Annotated in this window: 26 protein-coding genes; 14 read left to right on the top strand and 12 right to left on the bottom strand. The window is 59.7% G+C overall.

Annotation, left to right across the window (positions count from 1 at the left end; genetic code table 11):
• Positions 1-199: 199 nt before the first annotated feature.
• The 5 genes from GKZ67_RS05310 to GKZ67_RS05290 all read left to right on the top strand — a co-directional run bounded on the left by GKZ67_RS05310 (position 200) and on the right by GKZ67_RS05290 (position 6,578).
• The gene (locus GKZ67_RS05310) at positions 200-538 is read left to right on the top strand and encodes a GNAT family N-acetyltransferase (RefSeq protein WP_173241447.1); all 339 of its coding nucleotides are present in this window, start codon (positions 200-202) and stop codon (positions 536-538) included.
• A 95-nt stretch (positions 539-633) separates the two neighbouring features.
• The gene (locus GKZ67_RS05305) at positions 634-4,065 is read left to right on the top strand and encodes a methylmalonyl-CoA mutase family protein (RefSeq protein ID WP_173246476.1); all 3,432 of its coding nucleotides are present in this window, start codon (positions 634-636) and stop codon (positions 4,063-4,065) included.
• A gap of 50 nt (positions 4,066-4,115) precedes the next feature.
• Entirely contained in the window at positions 4,116-5,162 is a 1,047-nt protein-coding gene (locus GKZ67_RS05300) for a DUF262 domain-containing protein (RefSeq protein ID WP_173246473.1), read from the top strand.
• Between the two features lie 74 nt (positions 5,163-5,236).
• A complete protein-coding gene (locus GKZ67_RS05295; protein ID WP_173241446.1) occupies positions 5,237-5,842 on the top strand; it encodes an MAE_28990/MAE_18760 family HEPN-like nuclease in 606 nt (201 codons plus the stop codon).
• 373 nt (positions 5,843-6,215) lie between these two features.
• Positions 6,216-6,578: a hypothetical protein gene (locus GKZ67_RS05290; RefSeq protein ID WP_217278690.1), complete on the top strand. Its 363-nt coding sequence runs from the start codon at positions 6,216-6,218 to the stop codon at positions 6,576-6,578.
• A gap of 12 nt (positions 6,579-6,590) precedes the next feature.
• Here the strand turns inward: GKZ67_RS05290 and GKZ67_RS05285 are convergent, their stop codons facing one another.
• Both GKZ67_RS05285 and GKZ67_RS22465 read right to left on the bottom strand, forming a co-directional pair.
• Complete coding sequence (locus GKZ67_RS05285; protein ID WP_173241445.1) at positions 6,591-6,965, bottom strand: DUF6799 domain-containing protein; 375 nt, start codon at positions 6,963-6,965, stop codon at positions 6,591-6,593.
• Between the two features lie 277 nt (positions 6,966-7,242).
• Complete coding sequence (locus tag GKZ67_RS22465; RefSeq protein WP_217278689.1) at positions 7,243-7,965, bottom strand: YecA family protein; 723 nt, start codon at positions 7,963-7,965, stop codon at positions 7,243-7,245.
• A gap of 26 nt (positions 7,966-7,991) precedes the next feature.
• Here GKZ67_RS22465 and GKZ67_RS05275 point away from each other — a divergent pair, with 26 nt between their 5' ends.
• Positions 7,992-8,297 (top strand): hypothetical protein, encoded by a 306-nt coding sequence (locus GKZ67_RS05275; protein WP_173241444.1) that lies wholly within the window; start codon positions 7,992-7,994, stop codon positions 8,295-8,297.
• Between the two features lie 146 nt (positions 8,298-8,443).
• On the opposite strand, the gene GKZ67_RS05270 is transcribed toward GKZ67_RS05275, so the two are convergent.
• A complete protein-coding gene (locus GKZ67_RS05270; RefSeq protein ID WP_173241443.1) occupies positions 8,444-9,151 on the bottom strand; it encodes an HAD family hydrolase in 708 nt (235 codons plus the stop codon).
• A 123-nt stretch (positions 9,152-9,274) separates the two neighbouring features.
• On the opposite strand from GKZ67_RS05270, the gene GKZ67_RS05265 reads away from it, so the two are divergent.
• Both GKZ67_RS05265 and GKZ67_RS23070 read left to right on the top strand, forming a co-directional pair.
• Positions 9,275-9,811 carry a CatA-like O-acetyltransferase gene (locus tag GKZ67_RS05265; protein ID WP_254245076.1) on the top strand — a complete coding sequence of 179 codons (537 nt, stop codon included), beginning with the start codon at positions 9,275-9,277 and terminating at the stop codon, positions 9,809-9,811.
• On the top strand, positions 9,775-9,900 hold the full coding sequence (locus tag GKZ67_RS23070) for a CatA-like O-acetyltransferase (protein WP_254245075.1): 126 nt from the start codon (positions 9,775-9,777) through the stop codon (positions 9,898-9,900). Before GKZ67_RS05265 ends, GKZ67_RS23070 begins: the two co-directional genes overlap by 37 nt.
• 7 nt (positions 9,901-9,907) lie before the next feature.
• Here the strand turns inward: GKZ67_RS23070 and GKZ67_RS05260 are convergent, their stop codons facing one another.
• Positions 9,908-10,702, bottom strand: a complete 795-nt coding sequence (locus tag GKZ67_RS05260) for a cupin domain-containing protein (protein WP_173241442.1) — start codon at positions 10,700-10,702, stop codon at positions 9,908-9,910.
• Between the two features lie 323 nt (positions 10,703-11,025).
• Here GKZ67_RS05260 and GKZ67_RS05255 point away from each other — a divergent pair, with 323 nt between their 5' ends.
• The 4 genes from GKZ67_RS05255 to GKZ67_RS05240 all read left to right on the top strand — a co-directional run bounded on the left by GKZ67_RS05255 (position 11,026) and on the right by GKZ67_RS05240 (position 13,946).
• A complete protein-coding gene (locus tag GKZ67_RS05255; protein ID WP_173241441.1) occupies positions 11,026-11,895 on the top strand; it encodes an aldo/keto reductase in 870 nt (289 codons plus the stop codon).
• A 63-nt stretch (positions 11,896-11,958) separates the two neighbouring features.
• Complete coding sequence (locus GKZ67_RS05250) at positions 11,959-12,768, top strand: polysaccharide deacetylase family protein (RefSeq protein WP_173241440.1); 810 nt, start codon at positions 11,959-11,961, stop codon at positions 12,766-12,768.
• 93 nt (positions 12,769-12,861) lie between these two features.
• Complete coding sequence (locus GKZ67_RS05245) at positions 12,862-13,224, top strand: hypothetical protein (RefSeq protein WP_173241439.1); 363 nt, start codon at positions 12,862-12,864, stop codon at positions 13,222-13,224.
• Positions 13,176-13,946, top strand: coding sequence for an OmpA family protein (locus tag GKZ67_RS05240; RefSeq protein ID WP_173241438.1), 771 nt, complete (start codon positions 13,176-13,178; stop codon positions 13,944-13,946). Before GKZ67_RS05245 ends, GKZ67_RS05240 begins: the two co-directional genes overlap by 49 nt.
• A gap of 74 nt (positions 13,947-14,020) precedes the next feature.
• Here GKZ67_RS05240 and GKZ67_RS05235 read toward each other — a convergent pair whose 3' ends face one another.
• From GKZ67_RS05235 to GKZ67_RS05225, 3 genes are all read right to left on the bottom strand, one after another.
• Positions 14,021-15,529 (bottom strand): HTTM domain-containing protein, encoded by a 1,509-nt coding sequence (locus GKZ67_RS05235; RefSeq protein WP_173241437.1) that lies wholly within the window; start codon positions 15,527-15,529, stop codon positions 14,021-14,023.
• 90 nt (positions 15,530-15,619) lie between these two features.
• Positions 15,620-16,003, bottom strand: coding sequence for a hypothetical protein (locus tag GKZ67_RS05230; protein ID WP_173241436.1), 384 nt, complete (start codon positions 16,001-16,003; stop codon positions 15,620-15,622).
• Between the two features lie 39 nt (positions 16,004-16,042).
• Complete coding sequence (locus GKZ67_RS05225) at positions 16,043-16,411, bottom strand: hypothetical protein (RefSeq protein WP_173241435.1); 369 nt, start codon at positions 16,409-16,411, stop codon at positions 16,043-16,045.
• A 209-nt stretch (positions 16,412-16,620) separates the two neighbouring features.
• Here GKZ67_RS05225 and GKZ67_RS05220 point away from each other — a divergent pair, with 209 nt between their 5' ends.
• Together GKZ67_RS05220 and GKZ67_RS05215 are read left to right on the top strand one after the other, a co-directional pair.
• Positions 16,621-17,022 carry a thiol-disulfide oxidoreductase DCC family protein gene (locus GKZ67_RS05220; RefSeq protein WP_173241434.1) on the top strand — a complete coding sequence of 134 codons (402 nt, stop codon included), beginning with the start codon at positions 16,621-16,623 and terminating at the stop codon, positions 17,020-17,022.
• 121 nt (positions 17,023-17,143) lie between these two features.
• Complete coding sequence (locus tag GKZ67_RS05215) at positions 17,144-17,515, top strand: sugar 3,4-ketoisomerase (RefSeq protein WP_151088139.1); 372 nt, start codon at positions 17,144-17,146, stop codon at positions 17,513-17,515.
• On the opposite strand, the gene GKZ67_RS05210 is transcribed toward GKZ67_RS05215, so the two are convergent.
• The 5 genes from GKZ67_RS05210 to GKZ67_RS05190 form a co-directional block, all read right to left on the bottom strand.
• Positions 17,465-17,884, bottom strand: a complete 420-nt coding sequence (locus GKZ67_RS05210) for a hypothetical protein (RefSeq protein ID WP_173241433.1) — start codon at positions 17,882-17,884, stop codon at positions 17,465-17,467. The two genes, GKZ67_RS05215 and GKZ67_RS05210, sit on opposite strands and share 51 nt — an antisense overlap.
• Positions 17,878-18,330, bottom strand: coding sequence for a glycosyltransferase family A protein (locus GKZ67_RS05205; protein ID WP_173241432.1), 453 nt, complete (start codon positions 18,328-18,330; stop codon positions 17,878-17,880). Before GKZ67_RS05205 ends, GKZ67_RS05210 begins: the two co-directional genes overlap by 7 nt.
• Before the next feature lie 75 nt (positions 18,331-18,405).
• Positions 18,406-19,650: a hypothetical protein gene (locus GKZ67_RS05200; protein ID WP_173241431.1), complete on the bottom strand. Its 1,245-nt coding sequence runs from the start codon at positions 19,648-19,650 to the stop codon at positions 18,406-18,408.
• A gap of 125 nt (positions 19,651-19,775) precedes the next feature.
• Positions 19,776-20,177 (bottom strand): GNAT family N-acetyltransferase, encoded by a 402-nt coding sequence (locus GKZ67_RS05195; RefSeq protein ID WP_173241430.1) that lies wholly within the window; start codon positions 20,175-20,177, stop codon positions 19,776-19,778.
• Between the two features lie 8 nt (positions 20,178-20,185).
• On the bottom strand, positions 20,186-20,491 hold the full coding sequence (locus tag GKZ67_RS05190; protein ID WP_173241429.1) for a hypothetical protein: 306 nt from the start codon (positions 20,489-20,491) through the stop codon (positions 20,186-20,188).
• Positions 20,492-20,640: the final 149 nt, after the last annotated feature.

The raw sequence follows: 20,640 nt of genomic DNA, 5'->3' as shown, positions 1-20,640 counted from the left end.
AAGCCTTCCATCGTCCTCCCGGCTCAGCTATGAACTGGTAGACTGGCTAAATTTTCCGATTTATCTAACCCTTTTTGCGGACGACCCCTCGCCATTCGTTGACACGCGCTTTAAGGAACGGAGTGCGCTGGAAATGTATGCGGTGGCATTGCTCACGGAATTACGGTTTTCCAGGAAGCACGGCGCCTGCGACTGGCTCGTGCGCCGCCGCTCCGACGAGCAGGCTATTGGCATACTGCACTTATATGAGCTTAACCACGAAATAGTTAACAACCAGCCTGCACCCTGCGTCGTCGGCATGTCGCTGGCTGCGCCCTTTCGCCAGCAGGGCTATGGCCTCGAAGCATTTCACCAGTTGCTGGCACACACCGCCAGCTTGTTTGGCCGCACGGAAGCGCGGGCGCTGACTGCCGCCAGCAACCTGGCCGCCCAGCAGGTACTGCGTAAAAGCAGCTTTATCCTACTGGAAGAATATCCGGCGACGCCCCTACAAGAAGCCATGCAGCTATGGCTGCGCCACCTCCTTTCGCGCTACTAACGAACGCGGCCTGCCCCGGCCGACCTCGCCGGGGCTTTTTCGTACCTTCGCGTACGTTTTCCACTCTTACGGTCGCGGACTAAAAGTCCGCGCTACTGCCCTATGCATCCCGCCCCGTTGCCCCGTACAAGCCTAAAAACCACGTTCGCATCGTCACGGCCGCCGCGCTGTTTGATGGCCACGACGCGGCCATTAATATCATGCGCCGCATTATTCAGAGCAGCGGCGCGGAGGTTATTCACCTGGGGCACAACCGCTCGGTACAGGAAATCGTGGACTGCGCCATTCAGGAAGATGCCCAGGCCATTGCCATTACCAGCTACCAGGGCGGGCACAACGAGTACTTCAAGTACATGTTTGACCTCTTGAAGGAGCGCGGCGCGGGCCACATCAAGATATTCGGCGGGGGTGGCGGCGTTATTCTGCCTACCGAGATTGCCGAGCTGCAAGGCTACGGCATCACCCGCCTCTACTCGCCCGATGATGGCCGTTCGATGGGCTTGCAAGGCATGATTAACGACCTGCTGGAAAAGAGCGACTTTCCCACCGGCCAGCACCTCAACGGCGAGGTAACGCACGTCAAGGAGAAAGATGCCCGCAGCATCGGCCGCCTGATTTCGGCCGCCGAGAACTTCCCCGAGGAGTTTGAGCGGGTAAAAGGCCAGCTGATTACGGATTTTCAGCAAAAGGAAAACAACGATACGCAACTGCTGACGCCGGGCGCCAAGCAGGGAGCGCCTATCCTGGGCATCACCGGCACGGGTGGCGCGGGCAAGTCGAGCCTGGTCGATGAGCTGGTGCGGCGCTTTCTGCTCGACTTCCCCGACAAGACGCTGGCCATCATCTCAGTAGACCCCAGCAAGCGCAAAACCGGCGGCGCGCTGCTCGGCGACCGCATCCGGATGAACGCCATCAACAGCCCCAGAGTGTACATGCGCTCGCTGGCCACCCGCCAGAGCAACCTCGCCCTCAGCCGCTACGTGCAGGACGCGGTGGACGTGGTGCGGGCCGCCGATTTTGACCTCATCATTCTGGAAACCAGCGGCATCGGGCAGAGCGATACCGAAATCATCGAGCATTCCGACGTGAGCCTCTACGTGATGACGCCCGAGTACGGCGCGGCCACGCAGCTCGAAAAGATTGACATGCTGGACTTTGCCGACGTTATCGCGCTCAATAAGTTCGACAAGCGCGGCGGCCTCGACGCCCTGCGCGACGTGCGCAAGCAGTACCAGCGCAACCACCAGCGCTGGGATTCGCCGCTGGAGGAAATGCCGGTTTTCGGCACCATCGCCTCGCAGTTCAACGACCCCGGCATGAACCGGCTCTACCGCGCCATTCTGCACACGCTGGAAGAAAAGACGGGCGCGCAGTTCGCCTCGCACCTGGAAACCAGCGGGGAAATATCTGAAAAAGTATATATTATACCACCGAGCCGCACCCGCTACCTCTCCGAGATTGCCGAAACCAACCGCGCCTACGACAAGCGCGTGAGCGAGCAGGTGAACATGGCCGAAGTGGCGGGCGCGTTTGCCAAGCTGGAAGAATACTACCGCGACGAAAAGCACTCGTCGGGCAGCATGGTGGGCGAGTTTACCAAGGAGAAGGAAAAGGCCCTGCGCCGCCTGGACGCCGACGCCCAGGCCATACTGGAAAACTGGACTGCCACGCTCCAGAACTACCGCAACCCCGAGTACGTGTACAAGGTGCGCGACAAGGAGATTCGCGTTAAAACGCACACTACCTCGCTGTCGGGCAACGAGATACCCAAGGTAGCAGTGCCGCGCTACTCGGGCTGGGGCGACCGCCTGCGCTGGGCCATGCAGGAGAATTTCCCCGGTGAGTTTCCGTACACGGCGGGCGTGTTCCCATTCAAGCGCGAGGGCGAAGACCCCACCCGCATGTTTGCCGGCGAAGGCGGGCCGGAGCGCACCAACCGGCGCTTCCACTACGTGAGCAAGGGCTTGCCCGCCAAGCGCCTGAGCACGGCCTTCGACTCGGTGACGCTCTACGGCGAAGACCCCGACCACCGGCCCGACATCTACGGCAAAATCGGTAACGCGGGCGTCAGCATCGCCTGCCTCGACGATGCCAAGAAGCTCTACTCGGGCTTCGACCTCTCGCACCCGGCCACGTCGGTGAGCATGACTATCAATGGTCCGGCGGCTACCCTAGCGGCGTTTTTCATGAACGCGGCCATCGACCAGAACTGCGAGAAGTACATCCACCAAAACGGCCTCGAAGCCGAGGTGGACGCCAAAATTGACCAGATTTTTGCCGCTAAAAAGCAGCCCCGCCCCCGCTACCAGGGCGAGCTGCCCGAAGGCAACAACGGCCTGGGCCTGCTTCTGCTGGGCGTAACCGGCGAAGACGTGTTGCCCGCCGACGTGTACCAGCAAATCAAGGCCACGACGCTGACCCAGGTGCGTGGCACCGTGCAGGCCGACATTCTGAAGGAAGACCAGGCCCAGAACACCTGCATTTTCAGCACCGAGTTTGCGCTGCGCCTGATGGGCGACGTGCAGGAGTATTTCATCCGCAACGCGGTGCGTAACTTCTACTCGGTCAGCATCTCGGGCTACCACATTGCCGAGGCCGGGGCCAACCCGATTACCCAGCTGGCGCTCACGCTCTCCAACGGCTTCACCTTCGTGGAGTACTACGTGAGCCGGGGCATGCACATCAACGACTTCGCGCCCAACCTGTCGTTCTTCTTCTCCAACGGCATCGACCCCGAGTACGCCGTTATTGGGCGGGTGGCGCGCCGCATCTGGGCCAAGGCCATGAAGCTGAAGTACGGCGCCAACGCCCGCAGCCAGATGTTGAAGTACCACATCCAGACCTCGGGCCGCTCGCTGCACGCCCAGGAAATTGATTTCAACGACATCCGCACCACGTTGCAGGCGCTCTACGCCATCTACGACAACTGCAACAGCCTGCATACCAACGCCTACGACGAGGCCATTACCACCCCCACTGAGGAAAGCGTGCGCCGCGCCATGGCCATTCAGCTCATCATCAACCGCGAGCTGGGGCTGGCCAAAAACGAAAACCCGCTGCAAGGCTCGTTCATCATCGAGGAGCTGACCGACCTGGTGGAAGAAGCGGTGTTGCTCGAATTTGACCGCATCACGGAGCGCGGCGGCGTGCTCGGCGCCATGGAAACCATGTACCAGCGCGGCAAAATCCAGGAGGAAAGCCTGCACTACGAGATGCTGAAACACACCGGCGAATACCCGATTATCGGCGTCAATACCTTCCTCTCGTCCAAGGGCTCGCCCACGGTCATCCCGGCCGAAGTCATCCGCGCCACGGAGGAGGAAAAGCAGTACCAGATTACGATGCTCGAAGCCCTGCACGCCCGCAACGCCGCCGCTACCCCCGCCGCCCTGAAGCGCTTGCAGCAAATCGCCGTGCAGAATGGCAACCTCTTCGCGGAGCTAATGGAAACGGTGAAAACCTGCTCCTTAGGTCAGGTTACGAACGCGCTGTTTGAGGTCGGCGGGCAGTATCGGCGGAATATGTAATAGGAGTCATTTTATTCAAGAAATAACATCACCTCCATTTTGTCACTTTGATGGAAGCAGCTAAGATTCAGGAGCAACTTGAAAGCAACCGTAGGTCGGTAGCGTTCGATAGCTACGACATAACTGTAAGACAGTTGTTCGATATGGTTTCAGAATCTCTTATTGATGTGACGCCAGAATATCAAAGACATTTTATTTGGGATGAAACAAGGCAATCGAACCTTATCGAATCTATCTTTTTGGGTATACCTGTGCCGAGCTTATTCATGGCAACAAACAAGGATTCTACTTGGGAGGTCATTGATGGTTTACAACGTCTGACGACTATTGTCAACTTTGTCGGCGACGACAACACAATCAAACGAGTAAATCCAAAATGCCAAAAGCTAGAGTTGGAAGGTCTTGATAGATTAAGCACTATTAATGGGCTTAAATTTGAAAGCCTACCAAAATCATTGCAGTTATTATTCCAAACTAGACCTATTAGAATAACCGTACTAAATGATAGAAGCGACTATAATACTCGTTACGACTTGTTTGAGCGCCTCAATACAGGAGGTGTAATTTTACACCCGCAAGAAATCAGGAACTGTGTTTATTTAGGTGAATTCAATGATTTTCTCAAAAAATGTGCAGAAAATACTGATTTTCTTTCCGTGATAAAACTCACAAAAAACGCAGAAAGGACTGGGAATATCGAAGAGCTTGTATTGAAATTTTTTGCTTACTATGAAGACAGGTCTTTATTCCAGCATAGTGTGAAAGAATTTTTAAATGATTACATGTCCAAAAAGACAAAATCTTTTAAAAACGAGAAAGAGCTACGAAAAATTTTTGAAAAAACCTTCGCAAATTTGAATAAGGCTTTACCAAAAGGCGTTGTAAGAGGCACACGAACCAATGTTACTCCTTTGGTCCTTTACGAAGCAATTGCAGTCGGTGCAGCAGATGCAATAAATTCGGGTAAGAGTTTAAATAGCTCAAAGCTCATTAAGTTACTTGACGATATTAACTTGAATAAGTTAACAACAGGAGCCACAAACTCTAAGACGAAGCTTGCTCAACGTATTAATTATGTAAGTGAACGTGCTACATGAGCTTTTCAACTGTCAGGGCTAATGCCAGAAGCCGCTTCAATGAAACACAGATTTATTTAAATCACATAATTAGGTTGGAGCCTAACGACCCACAGATAGTTCCTTCTCTTGAGTTAAAAATAATGAGAGGTCTATTCCAGGTCCAGTTATACGCTTGTCTGGAAAAAACTATTAATGATGTTATTGAACAGGCCCTGAGAAATATTTCAGCTAAACAGGTAAAAAATTCTCACTACATTTTACCATTTAGCGTAATCTCGCTTTACAATAAGCTAAAATCAATAAAGGACAGCGGTTATGATAAATTTTTTCTGAAATCAACCGAATTATTTTCAGAAATTTCTAATAGCAATACGGTATCCATTAATGAAACAATGTTTTCTAGTACGCTGCAGAACGTATGGGCAAAAACTATTGAAGAAGTAGTAAAGGCATTTGGAATAAAAGGATATTCTATACCCTTATCTTCTAGAGTAACAGTAGATGAACTTGTCGATAAGCGTAATGCGGTAGCTCACGGACGTGAAAGCGCCTCAACTATAGGTGAAAGACAAAGAGCTCAAGTACTTGCCTCTAAAATGACTGTTATCTCTACTGTCACAAGTGAAATAATTGATTTATTCGACACATATTGTACAACGAATGGATTTATTAAACCAGCAGCCAAAAAGTATTACTAATTTTACAAGTTAACACTATAGTCATTTTCACAGCTTCTGCCGCCTCTTCTGCGACGGAGTGGGCGTGGGGCGGGCGTAACTCACTCATCCCAAACTGGCGCGAGTTTAACTCGTGACTAACTATGAGGTGGAGGTTGCACCTCCATTGTCGCGCTAGCGACACGCGGCGGTAGGCGAGGCTAGCGACATAGCTGAAACGAACGAAGCCCGTAGTCGGCGAGCTACGGGCTTCGTTCGTTTCAGCTAGGGACGAGTGATAGTCACGAATCGTATCACCATCGTATCATGAGCGGCGGTGCTGGCCTACTTTTGTGGTATTGCCGAACACCTACACACCGTAGAGATAATGCTGGATTGTAGCCTGTTAGGTACTTTGAGCAAGCTCGACCGCTTTGATGCTTCGTGGTCGGCCATTGAGCGACAGCAGGGCCAGAGCTTAAAGCAGCTAAAAGCCATTGCTACCGTGCGGAGCGTGGGTGCTTCTACCCGCATCGAGGCCTCGCGGATGAGCGACGAGGAAGTAGAAGTTTTGCTGCGCAACACGGACATTACCAAGTTCGAAGACTGGGATTCGCAGGAGGTAGTAGGCTATTTTCAGGTACTGGATTTGGTTTCCGAATCGTATGCCGACATCGACATCACGGAAAATAGCATCAAAGGGCTGCATACCACGAGGCGCAGTAGCGCTGCTTCGACAAGCTCCGCAGGACGTTCTTTTATCTGGTTTCTAATTTAAGAAACAAGTCTATTACATACTACTCATTTTACCTTTCATTTTGCCCTGCCCCATCTTCATGTCCTGCACTTTGCCGTCCAGCATCACGCGCTGGCCATCGTGCAGCATCATCGACTTGCCGTCGGCCATCATCACGTTGCCGTCGGTCATTACCTTGGTGCCGTTGTTCATGGTCATGGTTTCGGTGAGTGGCATGGCTTTGCCTTCTTGCATGCGCATCATTTTGCCGTCGCGCATCATCACGTAGTCTTCCATACCACGGCTGTGCATCTTCTTGTCTTTCGTGGGCATATGGCCTTCTTCTTGCGCGACAGGAGTTTGGGCGTGGGCCAGTGAGATAGTGCAGACCACTACGAGGGCAGGAGCAAATTTCAGGAACAGGTTCATAAACTTAAGGGCTAAAGAGGTAGCGAAAGACTACCCTACTGCTTGAAACGCATTAGCCGTTACAGCGTTGCGCGCATTTAGGTCTGGGCCTTGGCCTGGCCCGGCGCCGGGGTGCAGATTATCGGCTCCGAAGCCCGCTGTTTCGGGCAGGGCCACGTACGTTGATGCAGGGTTCCTACCCTCGCGCCAGCTTAGGAGCGGCGGACACAGCAGCGGCTTTGGTCAAGCGGTCAGGCTTGCGGCTGAATCAGGAAAAATGCCCGCTTGCCCCTACCTGCTACGCCCCATGGCACTTCTTGTACTTTTTGCCGCTGCTGCAGGGGCACGGGTCGTTGCGGCCGATTTTGGGGAGCACCTGCCGGGGCTGCAAGCGAGCGGCATGCTCGCGCCGGAGCTGAGCGTAGCGGGCCTCCTCCTGCGCCCGGCGCTCGGCAATGGCGGTAGCATCGGGATGAAAGGGCGAGTAGTTGTCGGGGTCTTCGCGCAGCTGCTGGTAGCGGGTGAAGATATCGGGAGTAGGCAGCAGCGGCTGCGACTCGTGAAAATCAATGTCGTCGGCCCCGCCGCTAATGCTCTCATCCACCAGGCCCAGGCGGTGCAGCTCCCGGATTTCCGGTTCCAGCTCACGTAGGCCCGCATCCTGTACGTCGGCTAGCAGGCCGCCCAGGTAGCTGTCCAGCTCGTAGCCATAGGCGCCTGCATCAGTCGGGAAAAGCTGAGCAGCCTGGTCGGCGTGTGCGATAATGTGGCGCAGGTACTGTTGCAAAAACGCGCTGATGGCGGGCCGAAGCTCGGGCTGCTCGCGCGCCAGCCGCGCCACGGCGTCCGACACTACCAGCCGGTGCATCAGCAGCAGCTGCGGGTCTTGCAGCAGGGCCAATAGCTCGGGCAGGCGCTTTTGGCCGGCGTGGGCCAGCAGACCCGGCACCTCCTCAAACACGTTGTCGCCGAACCAGAAATCGGTACTCGCCGCGTCGAGGCGCAGCAGGCGGCGGTACACATCCAGGGCCTCGGGGCGCGTAGCTCGTGCAGCAGGTAGAGCGCGTGGAAGAAATAGAACGTATCCAGCCAGCTGGTGTCCATCAGCTTACCCGCCTGAAAGTCGGTCAACGCGGCATCGATTATTTTCAGCAGCTCGGGCACGGCCGTTTCCGGCCCGAGCGCCAGGATTTCGCGCAGCCCGGCATCATGGATGAAATAGTCACGCTCAAAAAGCTGCTCGAATACCGGGTGTGCAAACGTGGGTCGGGTCATCAAAAAATGGTTTGGGAGAGAAAACGGCCGGCGCACTGCCCTTGGCAAGTATCAGTTGTAAATGTAAGGCAATGCTAAGGCAGCGGGCAACGAGTACTTTGGCAACGGGCTGAGTACCGCACGGCGAGATACGGCTGCACCTAAACTCCCGCCAGTCCAGGCCATTTTTATCATCAATTGCCTTCACTGACAAGACTTACAATATGGGCCGCATACGAAAGCCGCTACGGAAGTAGCGCCAGCACTTCGGCCAGGCTGGCTACTTGCTCAAACTGCACGCCGGCCAGCTCGGCCTCGGGCACGTGCTCGTGAATCCAGTTGGCGTGGTAGGGCACATGGATGGCGCGGTAGCCGAGGCCAGCCACGGGCAGAATATCAGATTTGAGGGAGTTGCCAATCATCACGAAGCTTTCGGGCGTGGCCCGGTAGCGCCGGAAGAGACGGCGGTAGGTAGCCGGGTCTTTCTCACTCACAATTTCGACGTGGTCGAATAGCTCGCCGAGGCCCGAGCGGGCCAGCTTGGCTTCTTGGTCGAACAGGTCGCCTTTGGTGAGCAGCATCAGGTGATGGCCGCGCTGGCGCAGGGCCGGCAGCACCTCGGCCACGCCCGGCAGCAGCTCGATGGAGAAGCGCAGCAGCTCTTTGCCCAGGTCAAGAATCTGCTGCATCTCGGTGGCCGTCACGGCGCCGTTGGTTAGCTGAATGGCAGTTTCTATCATCGAGAGCGTCAGGGCTTTGGCCCCGTAGCCGTAGTACTGCATGTTGTGCCGCTGAATGGCGTAGAGCCGGGCATGAAGCGCAGCGGGGTCGCCGCAGCGGGCCAGGATACTGAAAAACGTGGCCTCTACCCGGTCGAAGTGCGGCTGGTTGGGCCAGAGGGTATCGTCGGCGTCGAAGGCAATGAGCAAAGGAATGGGCACGGCTTTTTTCATTCAAAGAACGGCATGCGCAGCCTCGCAAGGCAGTCTGCACGCATTGCGAGGTTCGTGCAACAACTCTGTGACGATGCTTCGCAGGGCCCTGCATGCCGTTCTTTGTAAGTAGAAATAAGAAAAATGAAACACCAAATTGACCTGGCCAGCTGGAACCGGCGCGAGCATTTTGCCTTTTTCTCCGCTTTTGAAGAGCCATTTTTTGGCTTGGTAGCCACCGTTGACTGCACCCGCGCGCTGGCGGAAGCCAAACGGCAGAGCATACCCTTTTTTCTATATTACCTGCACCGGGCCTTGCAGGCGGTTAACCAGGTAGAGGCCTTGCGCTACCGCATCGAGGAGGGGCAGGTGTATTGCTACGACCGCATCCATGCCTCGGCTACCATTGGGCGGGCCGACCACACGTTCGGGTTTTCCTTTATCGAGCAGCACCGCGAGCTAGCCGATTTTATACCGGGCGCGCTAGCCGAAATCGCGGCCGTGCAGGCTAGCGAGGGCCTGCGCCTGAGCGACACCACGAGCCGACCCGACGTGATTCACTTTTCAGCCATTCCGTGGGCGCGCTTCACGGGCCTTACCCACGCCCGCAGCTTTAGCTACCCGACAGCTGCCCCAAGATTTCGGTGGGCCAGACCTATAGCGAAGGCGCGGCTACCCTGATGCCGGTGGCCATCAACGTGCACCACGGCCTGGCCGATGGCTACCACGTGGGGCAGTTTCTGGCCGCGTTTCAGGAGCAGCTGGGCTAGGGCCAGCTTACTTAGGCTGCTGGTTTTCCAGCTCGGCCTTGCTGTGCCACTGAATGGCGAAGTAGCCCACCGGGGCCTGGCTGGTATTAGTGAAGGCGTGGGGCACGTTGGCGCGCATCACTATTACATCGCCGGCCGCGGCCGGGTACGAGGTTTTGTCAATCAGCATCTGGCCGTTGCCCTGGGTCATTAGAATGAGCTCTTCGGCGCGGTGCGTGTGCGGCAGGTGGCTGGCCCGACCCGGATTGAGCACGGTAGCGTGCACATCGAAGCGCGGAAACATCGAGGTGGGCCGGTTGAACACCGGCCGGGTTTCGCCCTTCTCGGTTTTGGTGAGCGGCAGGGCCGGCCAGTCGCGCAGAAAAGAGCCGCCCCCGGCCTGGCCCCGCGCCGCATCGACCCCGTCAACCGAGCTGAATTTCAGGCACCAGTAGCGCACCGGCGCGGCGCTGGTATTGCGCAGCGCGGGCTGCTCGCCGGCCATTGCCAGCAGCAGGCCGCCGGGGCTCAGGGTTTTGGTAGAGTCGTGCAGCGTTACGGCCAGCTGGCCTTGCTGAACCACCAGTAGCTCTTCAGCGGTGGCAGGCCGGGGGCGGCTGGCCTGGCCGGCGGGTAGCAGCACGGTCGTTATCTCCAGCTCTTTCAGGTCGAGGGTGCTGCCTTTCAGCACCTGCTGCGTAGTAAGCGTGCGGCCAGACTTCGCCGGCGCCGGCGCATGGTACACGGCCGCGGGTAACGTATCGGCGGGCAGGGCGAGGCTGGTAGTAGCCAGCGCAGCCAGGGCCATTATGGGGAAATGCATAGCAGGAAAAATTCAGAAATAGTTTAAAGCGCTTGCCAGCTAGCCGTTTCCAGCTTGCCTACTGCCAGAAACACGCATACCCCCACAAAGGCGCTCATCGGGCAGCAAGTACGGAGATAAACGCGGCTTGTAGCGATGCTTTCCGCTTTGCTAGCCAGCAAAAGCCTTTGCAGGAACCCCAGCCATCCTTACGCACGCTCACCAGCCAGGCTGGGGCAAACTTTCCACGGGTCGAAGCGGTAGATATGCCGCCCCACTATCAGCTTTAACCGAACGGCTTCCGGCCGCCGGGCGGGCTTTTCCACTTCCTCAAGCAGCAATTCATGACCATTACCATTGCCCCCAACTCGGCTCAGCCGCTCACCGTCAACCGCCTCGGCTACGGCACCATGCGCCTCACCGGGCCTCAGATATGGGGCGAGCCGGCCGACCGGCCGCAGGCGCTCGAAATTTTGAAAGCTGCCGTGGCCAGCGGCGTTAACTTTCTCGACACGGCCGACTATTACGGCGACGACGTGACGAACCGCCTGATTTTCGAGGCGCTGCACCCCTACTCCACCGACCTGGTAATCTGCACGAAAGTGGGCGCCACCCGCCGGCCCGATGCCAGCTGGGTGCCCTTTAATACGCCCGCCAACCTGCGCACCAGCATTGAGAACAACTTGCGCACCCTGCGCCAGGAGCAGGTGCAGCTCGTGCATCTGCGGCTGATGGGCAACAGCGCCGTGCCGCTCGAAGAGCAGTTGGGAGCCATGTTTGAGATGCAAAAAGAAGGCAAGATTCAGCACGTGGGCCTGAGCAACGTGAGCCGCGAAGAGCTGGAAACCGGCCTTCGGCTGGGCGAAATAGCCACCGTTGAGAATATGTACGGCTACGCCCAGCGCACCACCCTTCGCGAAGGCCACGGCGAAACCCGGGGCGGCGAGGAAGTGCTGGCGCTGTGCGAGCAGCACGGCATTCCGCTGATACCGTTTTTCTCGCTCATCCACGGCCTGCCCAAGTCGGGCGACAAGCTGGCCGAGCTGTCCCGGCAGCGCGGCGTAACCACCGCCCAGCTCAATATTGCCTGGCTGCTACATAAGTCGCCGGTACTGCTGCCTATTCCGGGCACGTCGTCGCTGGCGCATTTGCGCGAAAACCTGGCCGCAGCCGCTATTCAGCTCACGCCGGAGGATATGGCGTACCTGGGCTAGCCGCTTTTTCGGCTTAAACTTGCGCTGGCCGGCCACTTCCCCAAGGCCGGCCAGCCTTGCCCGATGAAACTTACCCGAACGTTATGCTACGCCGCCGCGCTGCTACTGGGCGGCCCGGCTGCTTATGCCCAGGCTCCCAGCGGGTGGAACAATAAGCAGTGCGCGGTAGTGCTGACCTACGACGATGCCATCGACGTGGACCTCGATAACGTGGTGCCGGCACTCGACTCGGCGCGGCTGCGGGGTACGTTCTACCTAATTGGCTCTTCGCCAGTGGTGGCGCACCGGCTGGGCGAGTGGCGCCAGGCCGCCCGGCACGGGCATGAGCTGGGCAACCACGCCTTGATGCATCCCTGCGATGGCAGCCTGCCCGGCCGGGGCTTTGTAACGCCCGACAACGACCTGAGCAAGTACACCGTGAGCCGGGCGGTGAGCGAAATCAGGGCTAATAATACCCTGCTGAATGCCATTGACGGAAAAACGGCCCGCACCTTTGCCTACCCCTGCGGCGACCGCCAGATTGGCGGGGTCAACTTCTACGAGCAGCTGCGCCAGGATTTTGTGGCGGCACGGGGCATTACGCCCGGTATGCAGACCGCCGCGCAGGTCGACCTCGATAATATTGACTGTTACATGATTAACGGCCAGTCGGGTGAATACCTGATTGGCCTGGTGAAGCAGGCCCGGCAGTCGCACACGCTGCTGGTATTTCTGTTTCATGGCGTGGGCGGCGGCCACGGCCTCAACGTGAGCCTGCCGGCACACCGCCAGCTGCTGCGCTACCTCCAGGCCAATCAGAAAGACATTTGGGTGGCGCCGATGGTGGAGGTGGCCGAAAAGATTAAAGCCGCCCGGCCGCCAGCCGCTAAATAAGCTGCCTGATGTCGCCTGGGCCGCCCGCACATAGTATTATCACTATGTATAGCCGGCTTTTTTCATTTTCCTGTCTGATGGTATTTTAGCCTCATGAAACGCAGACTCTGGGGCAAGCTGCTGGCGGTGCTGCTGGCCGCACCGGCCCACTTATTACAAGCCCAGTCGCTGACCGGCGTATGGCAGGGCGTAGAAACCAAGCCGGGCGAAAAGCACTATTGGCCGGCCGTGCTGCGGGTGCAAACCGGCAAAGGCGAAAGCCTGTTTGGGGTGCTGTACCAGGAAGTGGGCGAGCAGCCCGCCATCACGGTTACGTTTCAGATGGATGGCACGCCCACGCCCGACGGCCTGCAGCTGGAGCACGTACGCAAGCTGAGCGAAACCGGCCGCTCGCCCTTTTCGGGCTGGTGCGCGGGGCTATTAGCTTCAGCTACGATGCCACGGAGGAAAAGCTGACCGGCCACGCCACCTATCGCCCGATGCTGGACTGCGATACGGGCGAGTTTACGTTTTACCGCATCAAGCTGAAGTCGGCCGCCACGGTGCCAGCCGGGGCGCTAAGCAGCCTGCGGGTATCGGGCCGCAGCGTGCGCTGGTTTGCCGATGCTGAGCTGAAGCACCCGCTGGCTACCGGCAACACCTACCGCACCAGGCTCAGCAAAACCACCACCTTTTACCTCACGCAGGGCTTTTACCCAACTGCCGAAAGCCCGGTGGTGCCCATCACGATTCGGGTGGCGGGCAAGGCTGCGGCTCCCCACCCCACCTTTAAGCCGGCACCCGTGCCTCCCGCTCCTGCGCGCCCCGACACAGTGCGGCCCAGGCCAGCGGCCCCGGCACTTGTAGCGCCCGCGCCGGTAGTGCTGCCCACTGTATTATTTAAACTCGCCACGGCCGAGCTGCTGCCCGAAGCCGCCCCGGCCCTCGACCAGCTGGCCGCCGAGCTGAAAGCCCGGCCCACCCTGCGCCTGCGCATAGCCGGGCACACCGACCGCGTCGGCGAGCCGCAAAAAAACCAGCTGTTATCGGAGCAGCGCGCCGCTGCCGTGAAGGATTATCTGGTAAAAGCCGGCGTGGCAGCCGAGCGCATCAGCACCGTTGGCTACGGCGACGCGCGGCCGCTATATCCCTCGCCCGATGCCCGCAACCGCCGCGTGGAAGTGGAGGAAGTGAAGTAGCCCACCGCAAAATAGCGTTAGACCTACCAGCCTGGCATTGAAGCGGTAGTAAGAATACTATAAGTACGGCAGCCTTACTGAGCGGATACCGGCTCGCAGTCGCAGAGCACCTCGCGGGTGGCGGGCGGCACCCGGTAGTCGGGCTGTGATACCTCTTTCATATATACTACTGACAGGTGGCGCAGGGGCGGGTGGGCGGGGTTTTCGTGCCAGATGCGCAGCAGGTAGTTGCAGTAGTAGCCCCGCATCCAGGTATTATTGATAAATAAATAATTTTCTGAATATTTGCGCCAGCGGTCGTTTTTAAACAAAGACACCACGGCGGCCGGCTTTACGTAGCTCACAGGCGCGCCGCCGCGGTTGAGGTCGAGCACCTTGCCGGCCGTAGTGGTGCCTTCCAGCACGTACCAGCCATCATCTTTAAAGACTGTGGGCGCAAACATCCCCCAGTGCTGGTCGACGCGAAACAGGTAGCCAAACCAGCGCGTGGGCTCCGACATCCACCGGCCTGCGGGGCCGGCCACGTCATCAAGATTCCACCAGCAAACGTAGAAGAAAACGCTGAAAACGAAGCCGTCGCGCACTGCCCGCCAGAGCTTTACCCGGCCGGGCGGCAGGGGCCGCGTGCGCTCGATGCGGAGCTGCCAGGGACTTTGCCAGGCCGGCAGGCGCGCGTGCCAGCGCCGGGCGCGCTCGGCGTGCGGCACCAGGCGGCGGGTAAGCCAGTCGAGCGCCAAGGGTGGCAGCAGCCCCAGCACCGATACTATATTAATAATAAAGAATATTCCCACAAACAGCGTGAGGCTGATACCCAGGTGAAAGCCCACGAGCACGCCGATGACGAGCAGCCGCCACCACTTCACCCCAAAGGGAATGAACAAGGCCACCGGCAGCAGCAGTTCGATATACCAGGTAGTGAAAGTGAGCACCCGTAGCAGGTCGGGGTGCGGATAAAGCAGGCGCCCGCCCGGCAGCAGCAGCTGGTCGAGGCTAAGGGCGTAGTAGAGGGCGGTACCGTCGTGGGTCCATTCGGGGCCGCTTTTGAGCAGGGCCGTACACCAGTACACCAGCGCCAGCTGCCCGATGTAGGCCACGGTAGCAGCGCTGCAATAGTCGTAGCGCTCGGGAGCCGGCTCCGCGCGCGCATCCCAGGACCACACCCGCCCCCAGGGCAGAAAGAAGCCCCAGAACAGCAGCATCCGCAGCAGGTCGTCGCCGCCCTGGTTGATGAGCGGATTGCGGTTTTGCAGCGACACCAGCAATATCCACGAGGCCAGCGTAGCCAGGCGCGTGTGGTAGCCCAGCAGCAACGCCCCGGCCACTACCGCCGCCAGGCAAAAAAGCACGGCCTGCACCTGCCACAGGCCACTGGCCGCGTGCAGCGAAAACTGGTAGGCAGTCCAGACATGGTCGAACAGCACCGCCACGGGCAGTACGCCCTTATTAGAATAATGGGCCTCCAGGTCGGTGCTGCGAATGGCCAGGTCGAGCACCAGCAACGCGGCCGTACCCATCCGCAACAGCGCCAACGCTCGCAAATCGAGCACAAACGGCCGCCGTATTATCTGCCAAAGGCTGTGCATAAGGGCTCAGGTACCAAACCAACAAGGCGAAAAGGTAGCCCCGGACGGGTTTTCCTTTTCGCCTTGTGGCAATTAATCAGTTAAAAAATCTTAGCGCTGGGTCGAGCCGCCGCCGGTCGAGCCCGAGGTGCTGCCCGAGGTAGTGCTGCTACCGCTACCCGACCTGCTGCCGTGCGAGCGGCCTTTGCCCCGGTGGCCGCCCGAGGAAGAGCTGCCGCTGGTTGAGCCGCCCATACGCGAGCCCGACGTCGAGCCCATCGAAGAGCCCGAAGTGGAACCCGAGGTGCTCATGCCGCTGCCCGAAGTGGAGCCCGAGGTGCTCATGCCGCTACCCGAAGTGGAGCCCGAGGTTGAGCCCATCGAAGAGCCGGAAGTGGAACCCGACGTGCTGCCGCCAGTTTGAGCGCAGGCGGTGCCGGTGGTAAATGCGAATGCGAGCGCGAGGGCGCTACCTACAAAAATGTGCTTTTTCATGGTTGGTAAGAGGAAAAGGTGAAAGGTGAAAAAGGTGATTTACTGACCGGTGGAGCCGCCAGCAGCTCCGCCCGTGCTACCGCCGCCGGCCGTGGTGCCTGCGCCGCTGCCGGCACCCGACATGGACCCGCCCGCGGTGGAGCCGCCACCGGCCGTTGAGCCGCTGCCGCCCGCCGTGCTGCTGCCAGCCGTAGAGCCGCTGCCGCCCATGCTGCCAGCCGTAGAGGCCGAGGCCGTAGAATCGTTGCCCATGCTGGTATCGGCGCCGGTGCCGGTGCCGGTACCGCTATTGCTGGAAGTGCCGCTGGTGGAGCCACTGCCGTCTTTGTTATTGCTGCTGCAGCCGCCGAGCAAAGTAGCCCCGAAGACTAATGCTGCCAGCGTGAGTTGAGAGGTGAGTTTAGGCATGAGAGGAAAAAAATGAATGGTACTACTGCCTGCTTATACGTCAAGGTGTTGGGCAACAACGACGCGAAAAGCGCGTATTTTTTCAGGGGAACTACGTAGCGACAAATACGTAAATATGCTCTTACTCAATGACAACAGCTACTCGCCGTAAACCCGTAAGCGGGCTCCGCGTTACGGTAGCAGGCTTTGCTCTCTGTTACGCACCTCTAATGGCTACCATTCTTTTCGACGGCGTCTGCAACCTGTGCAACGGCTTTGTACAGTTCGTTATTCGCCACGACCCGCAGGGCCGCTTCCGCTTTGCCGCCCTGCAAAGCGCTGCTGGCCAGGCCCTGCTGGCCGCGCACGGCGTGGCCGCCGCCAGTGCCCTGGCCAGCCCCGAATCGGTTATCCTGGTAGAGAATGACCAGGTGTACTCGCATTCGGCGGCGGTGCTGCGCATTGCCGGGCAGCTGGGCTGGCCCTGGCGCCTGGCGGGCGCGGGCTGGCTGCTGCCCGGCGCCTGGCGCGATGGCCTGTACCGCTACGTAGCGCGCCATCGCTACCGCTGGTTTGGCCGGCAGGAAAGCTGCCTGCTCCCGACACCCGCCTTGAAACAGCGGTTTTTGTAGCTCGTTACCGGCCCGCCGGGCTGCCGGCCGCTACTACCGCGCCACCTGTATGAGCTACGCCCGTGCCGCGGGCGGGTAGCCTAAGCGGCCCAGCTTTATCTTTGCCGGCCACTCTTGCTGCATGACGCTTCCTTACCTGCTAACCCTTCCCAGTCACGGCGCAGCCGACAGCGGCCGGCTCACCGTAGCTGAAGACGGCCAGCTTCCTTTTGCCGTGAAGCGCACCTACTGGATAACGGAGGTACCCGCCGGCCGGGTGCGGGGCCGCCACGCGCACCATACCCTCGAGCAATTATTAGTGGCCGTACACGGGCGCATTGACCTCGTGATGCAGGCTGAAGGCGAAGAGCCGCTGCGCTTTTGCCTCAGCCAGCCCACCCAGGCCCTTTACCTGCCGCCGCACTGCTGGCCCGAAATCCACTTTGGGCCGGGAGCGGTACTGCTATGCCTGGCCTCGCAGCCCTACGACCCAGCCGATTATATTCATGAGTAGCCGCAGGGCCTGGCGGGCCGCGGCCCACTGTCGGCGCCGCAGCGCATGGCCCAGCTCGTAGCGCACCCGCCGGGCCAGCGCGCGTAGCTCGGCCGGCGTGCGGCACAGCGCCAGCGCCTTTTCACACACCCGCAGCGTGGAGGCCAGGTAAGGGTCGTGGGCGCGGGTTACCTGGGCGCTCATACTGCGCGGATGCCGGCGCTTGCGGGTCGTTACGGCATCCTGATACTGAAAGCGCCAGTCGCGACTGGCCCGCACCCAGAAGTCGAAGTCTTCGTAGCTTAGGGTTTCGTCGTAGCCCCCCAAAGCCAGCAGCGTAGCCCGGCGCATGAGCATAGTAGGGGTACTGATAAAATAGCGCGTCAGCACGTCCGTAAAAACCCAGCCGCTCGCCGGCTGCGGCTGCAGGCGCCCGGTTCTGGCCGGCCGGTGGTGCAACCCCAGCATCTCGCCGGCTTCGCCGATAAGCTCACAGTTGGAATACACCAGGCCATAATCGGGGGCAGCTGCCGAAACAGGGCTACCTGCTGGCTCAGGCGCTGGGGCAGCAGCACGTCATCGGTTGCAAAGTCGACCACAAACTCGCCCTGGCTTTGCAAGAAAGCCTGGTTGAAGGCGCGGCAGTTGCCCAGGTTTTCGGGCAGCAGCAGCAAGTGCCAGGCGGGGTTGTGCTGCGCATATTCCTGCAGAATGGCCGGGCTGCCATCGGTGCTGCCATTATCCACGAGCCAGACCTCCAGCGCCGCGTAGTCCTGAGCCAGCACCGAGTCGAGGGCTTCGCGCAGGTAGGGCGCGTGGTTATGGCATAATGCCACAACCGTCACAAGCGGCAGAGCAGATGCTATATGACTTACAGTATTACCCATTTACTAATTACCCATAAGAGAAAGTTATTTCCAAATGTACCAAGCTCCACAAGCCAGCACGAGCACTCCATAGCGGGCGGCATGAGCCAGCACCAGCCCGTGCAGGCCGAACATGGGGAGCAGGCCGGCCAGCAATGCCACGTAGAGCGCCGCCGAGGCAGCCTGCACAGCCAGGTAAGGCCAGGTTCGGGCACGCGCCAGCAGCTGATACAGAAATACCCAGCTTAAAAACTTGGCCCAATCGCCAAGCAGCTGGGGCGCCAGCAGGTCGCGGGCTGCCAGCAGGCGAGGAGCAAACAACAGCGGCAGCAGTATATCCCGAAAAGCATATATTAATCCAAGTCCGGCGGCCAGTCCGGCGGCCAGCAGGCCCAGCACTGCTCCCAGGTAGCGGCGGGCCTGCGCCGGCTGAGCCACCAGCGCCGCCAGTCGGGGATAAAATACCGTACTAAGCAGCGCCGTGACCACCAGCGTATAGTTGTCGGATAGCTTCGCAACGGCCTGCCACAGGTCGGTTTGGGCAGGCGCAAAGTGGGCCATCAGCCAGGCCCGCACGGCATAATCGACGGCCCGGCCAAACAGCAGCGCCCCGGCGGCCATCAGCACAAACCGCAACAGGCCGCGCTGGGCGGCCGAACTGGGCCACTGCAAGCCCAATCCCCGCAGCAGGCCGGCCCGCCTGGCTGCTAGCAGGGCCAGCGGCACCGTCAGCGCCTGCCCGACCACATAAGCCAGCAGCACACGCGGCAGCGGCCAGCCGGCAGCCAGCGCCCCGGCCGCTGCCGCCGTACCCAGCAAGCTTAGCGCTACTGACTGGGCCACGTAGGCCCCGCGGCGGCCCGCAGCCAATAACGCAGTGCTTAGCAGCGCCTGCCCCATCACCAGCAGCATTGCCCCGGTAAATACTCCAACGTGGCCGACTGACCACAGCTTGCCGCCAGTAGCCAGCAGCACCGCTCCCGCGGCCAGGCCGATGACCGTGGTCAGGAGCAAGGCAGCCCCCAGCCAGGCCCGGTAGCGCCCCGAGCCGGGCCGCAACGGAGCGAGCCGGGCCGTGGCACCCACCTGCACCCCGTCGGTGGGTAGGGCTCCAAATAAGGCCATCAGGTTTTGAAACTGGGCGAGTTGGGTAAGCCCACCGGCTCCTCCGTAAAGAGCCACCAGCTTATTAAACACCAGCGCGCCGGCGGCCCGCGCTGCGACGGCGGCACCCGTGCCCAGCGAACTACGCACGAAGCCTTGCCAGATAGCGCGAACAGAGGTAGCCATAAGGCAAAGGTCGTAGGCAGGCATTAAGCACAGCTACCAACTACCAGCCAACAGCTGAATACTTAACGTACTACACAAATGGGTAATAACTCACTCGTATTTACTCATTTATGCAATGCATTAACTTATAGGGCCTTCTCCCAGCTTAACCTTACTCCGGCTACGCCACCCAGGTGGCGCTTGAAGCGCAGCAGGGGCTCATTTGGCCCAGTGGGCAGCGTGGAGGTGCCCAGGTCAACTACCCGCAGGCCGGAGGCACGGGCATAGGTGTGCAGGCTTTCATTGAGCAGCACAACCGGGCTCAGGTGATTTTCGGCCCTGGGGCTGGCCGGGTAAAAATTGTACAGCACTTCGCTGCTCACCTGGATGGCGATGGTCAGGGCCACCCAGTCGCCGCCCGGCTTGCGCACCGAAAACAGCAGGTGCTGGCCAGGGAAAGCCTGAAACAACTCCTGCACCTGGGCCAGGGGCAACGACAGCGACGCACCCCGCTCCTGCCGGCAGGCCGCAATGAAGTCGTAGGCCAAAGGCAAAATCAGGGGGGCTCCTGCTCGGGTACGAGGCCTTGCTGGCGGCAGCGGCGCAGCCGGCGGCGCTCGCTGGGGTGCAGGTGCGCCTCGTAGTCGCGGGAAGCGTCCAAGTAGTAATTCTGCTCGGCCAGGGGCACGGTGTAGTGGCGCTGGCGCAGCGCTTCGGCCAGTAGCGCGGCTCCGGCGGGGTCGTAGCAAAACGGGTAGCCGCGCATATGCAGCGTGCGCTGCCCGCGCTGGCGCAGGGCAGCCTCGGCCGTGGCGAGCAGCAGGTGCAGGGCGGCCAGCGGCACCCCGGCCGCCAGCTGCACGGCTCCGAAGGGGCCCGGCCCGGCGAGCTGGCCCGGCGCGGGCCTAAAAAATCGGGCACTATAAATAGCTGCGCCACGCTGAGGCCAACGCTTTCATCTTCCAGATAAAAGCTGAGCACCAGGCTTGCTCCCTGCAACGCCTGATGCGC

It is taken from the genome of Hymenobacter sp. BRD67 (genome assembly GCF_013256425.1).
Taxonomy (GTDB): Bacteria; Bacteroidota; Bacteroidia; order Cytophagales; family Hymenobacteraceae; genus Hymenobacter.
This window is presented reverse-complemented; position numbering and strand designations above follow the sequence as displayed.

What these genes read in the sequence shown, in the direction of transcription:
- GKZ67_RS05230 (WP_173241436.1), bottom strand. Translation starts at nt 16,003, where the DNA reads ATGAAAAAGCACATTTTTGTAGGTAGCGCCCTCGCGCTCGCATTCGCA.
- GKZ67_RS05225 (WP_173241435.1), bottom strand. Translation starts at nt 16,411, where the DNA reads ATGCCTAAACTCACCTCTCAACTCACGCTGGCAGCATTAGTCTTCGGG.
- GKZ67_RS05235 (WP_173241437.1), bottom strand. Translation starts at nt 15,529, where the DNA reads ATGCACAGCCTTTGGCAGATAATACGGCGGCCGTTTGTGCTCGATTTG.
- GKZ67_RS05270 (WP_173241443.1), bottom strand. Translation starts at nt 9,151, where the DNA reads ATGAAAAAAGCCGTGCCCATTCCTTTGCTCATTGCCTTCGACGCCGAC.
- GKZ67_RS05300 (WP_173246473.1), top strand. Translation starts at nt 4,116, where the DNA reads ATGGAAGCAGCTAAGATTCAGGAGCAACTTGAAAGCAACCGTAGGTCG.
- GKZ67_RS05255 (WP_173241441.1), top strand. Translation starts at nt 11,026, where the DNA reads ATGACCATTACCATTGCCCCCAACTCGGCTCAGCCGCTCACCGTCAAC.
- GKZ67_RS05215 (WP_151088139.1), top strand. Translation starts at nt 17,144, where the DNA reads ATGACGCTTCCTTACCTGCTAACCCTTCCCAGTCACGGCGCAGCCGAC.
- GKZ67_RS05200 (WP_173241431.1), bottom strand. Translation starts at nt 19,650, where the DNA reads ATGGCTACCTCTGTTCGCGCTATCTGGCAAGGCTTCGTGCGTAGTTCG.
- GKZ67_RS05285 (WP_173241445.1), bottom strand. Translation starts at nt 6,965, where the DNA reads ATGAACCTGTTCCTGAAATTTGCTCCTGCCCTCGTAGTGGTCTGCACT.
- GKZ67_RS05260 (WP_173241442.1), bottom strand. Translation starts at nt 10,702, where the DNA reads ATGCATTTCCCCATAATGGCCCTGGCTGCGCTGGCTACTACCAGCCTC.
- GKZ67_RS05265 (WP_254245076.1), top strand. Translation starts at nt 9,275, where the DNA reads ATGAAACACCAAATTGACCTGGCCAGCTGGAACCGGCGCGAGCATTTT.
- GKZ67_RS05220 (WP_173241434.1), top strand. Translation starts at nt 16,621, where the DNA reads ATGGCTACCATTCTTTTCGACGGCGTCTGCAACCTGTGCAACGGCTTT.
- GKZ67_RS05250 (WP_173241440.1), top strand. Translation starts at nt 11,959, where the DNA reads ATGAAACTTACCCGAACGTTATGCTACGCCGCCGCGCTGCTACTGGGC.
- GKZ67_RS05245 (WP_173241439.1), top strand. Translation starts at nt 12,862, where the DNA reads ATGAAACGCAGACTCTGGGGCAAGCTGCTGGCGGTGCTGCTGGCCGCA.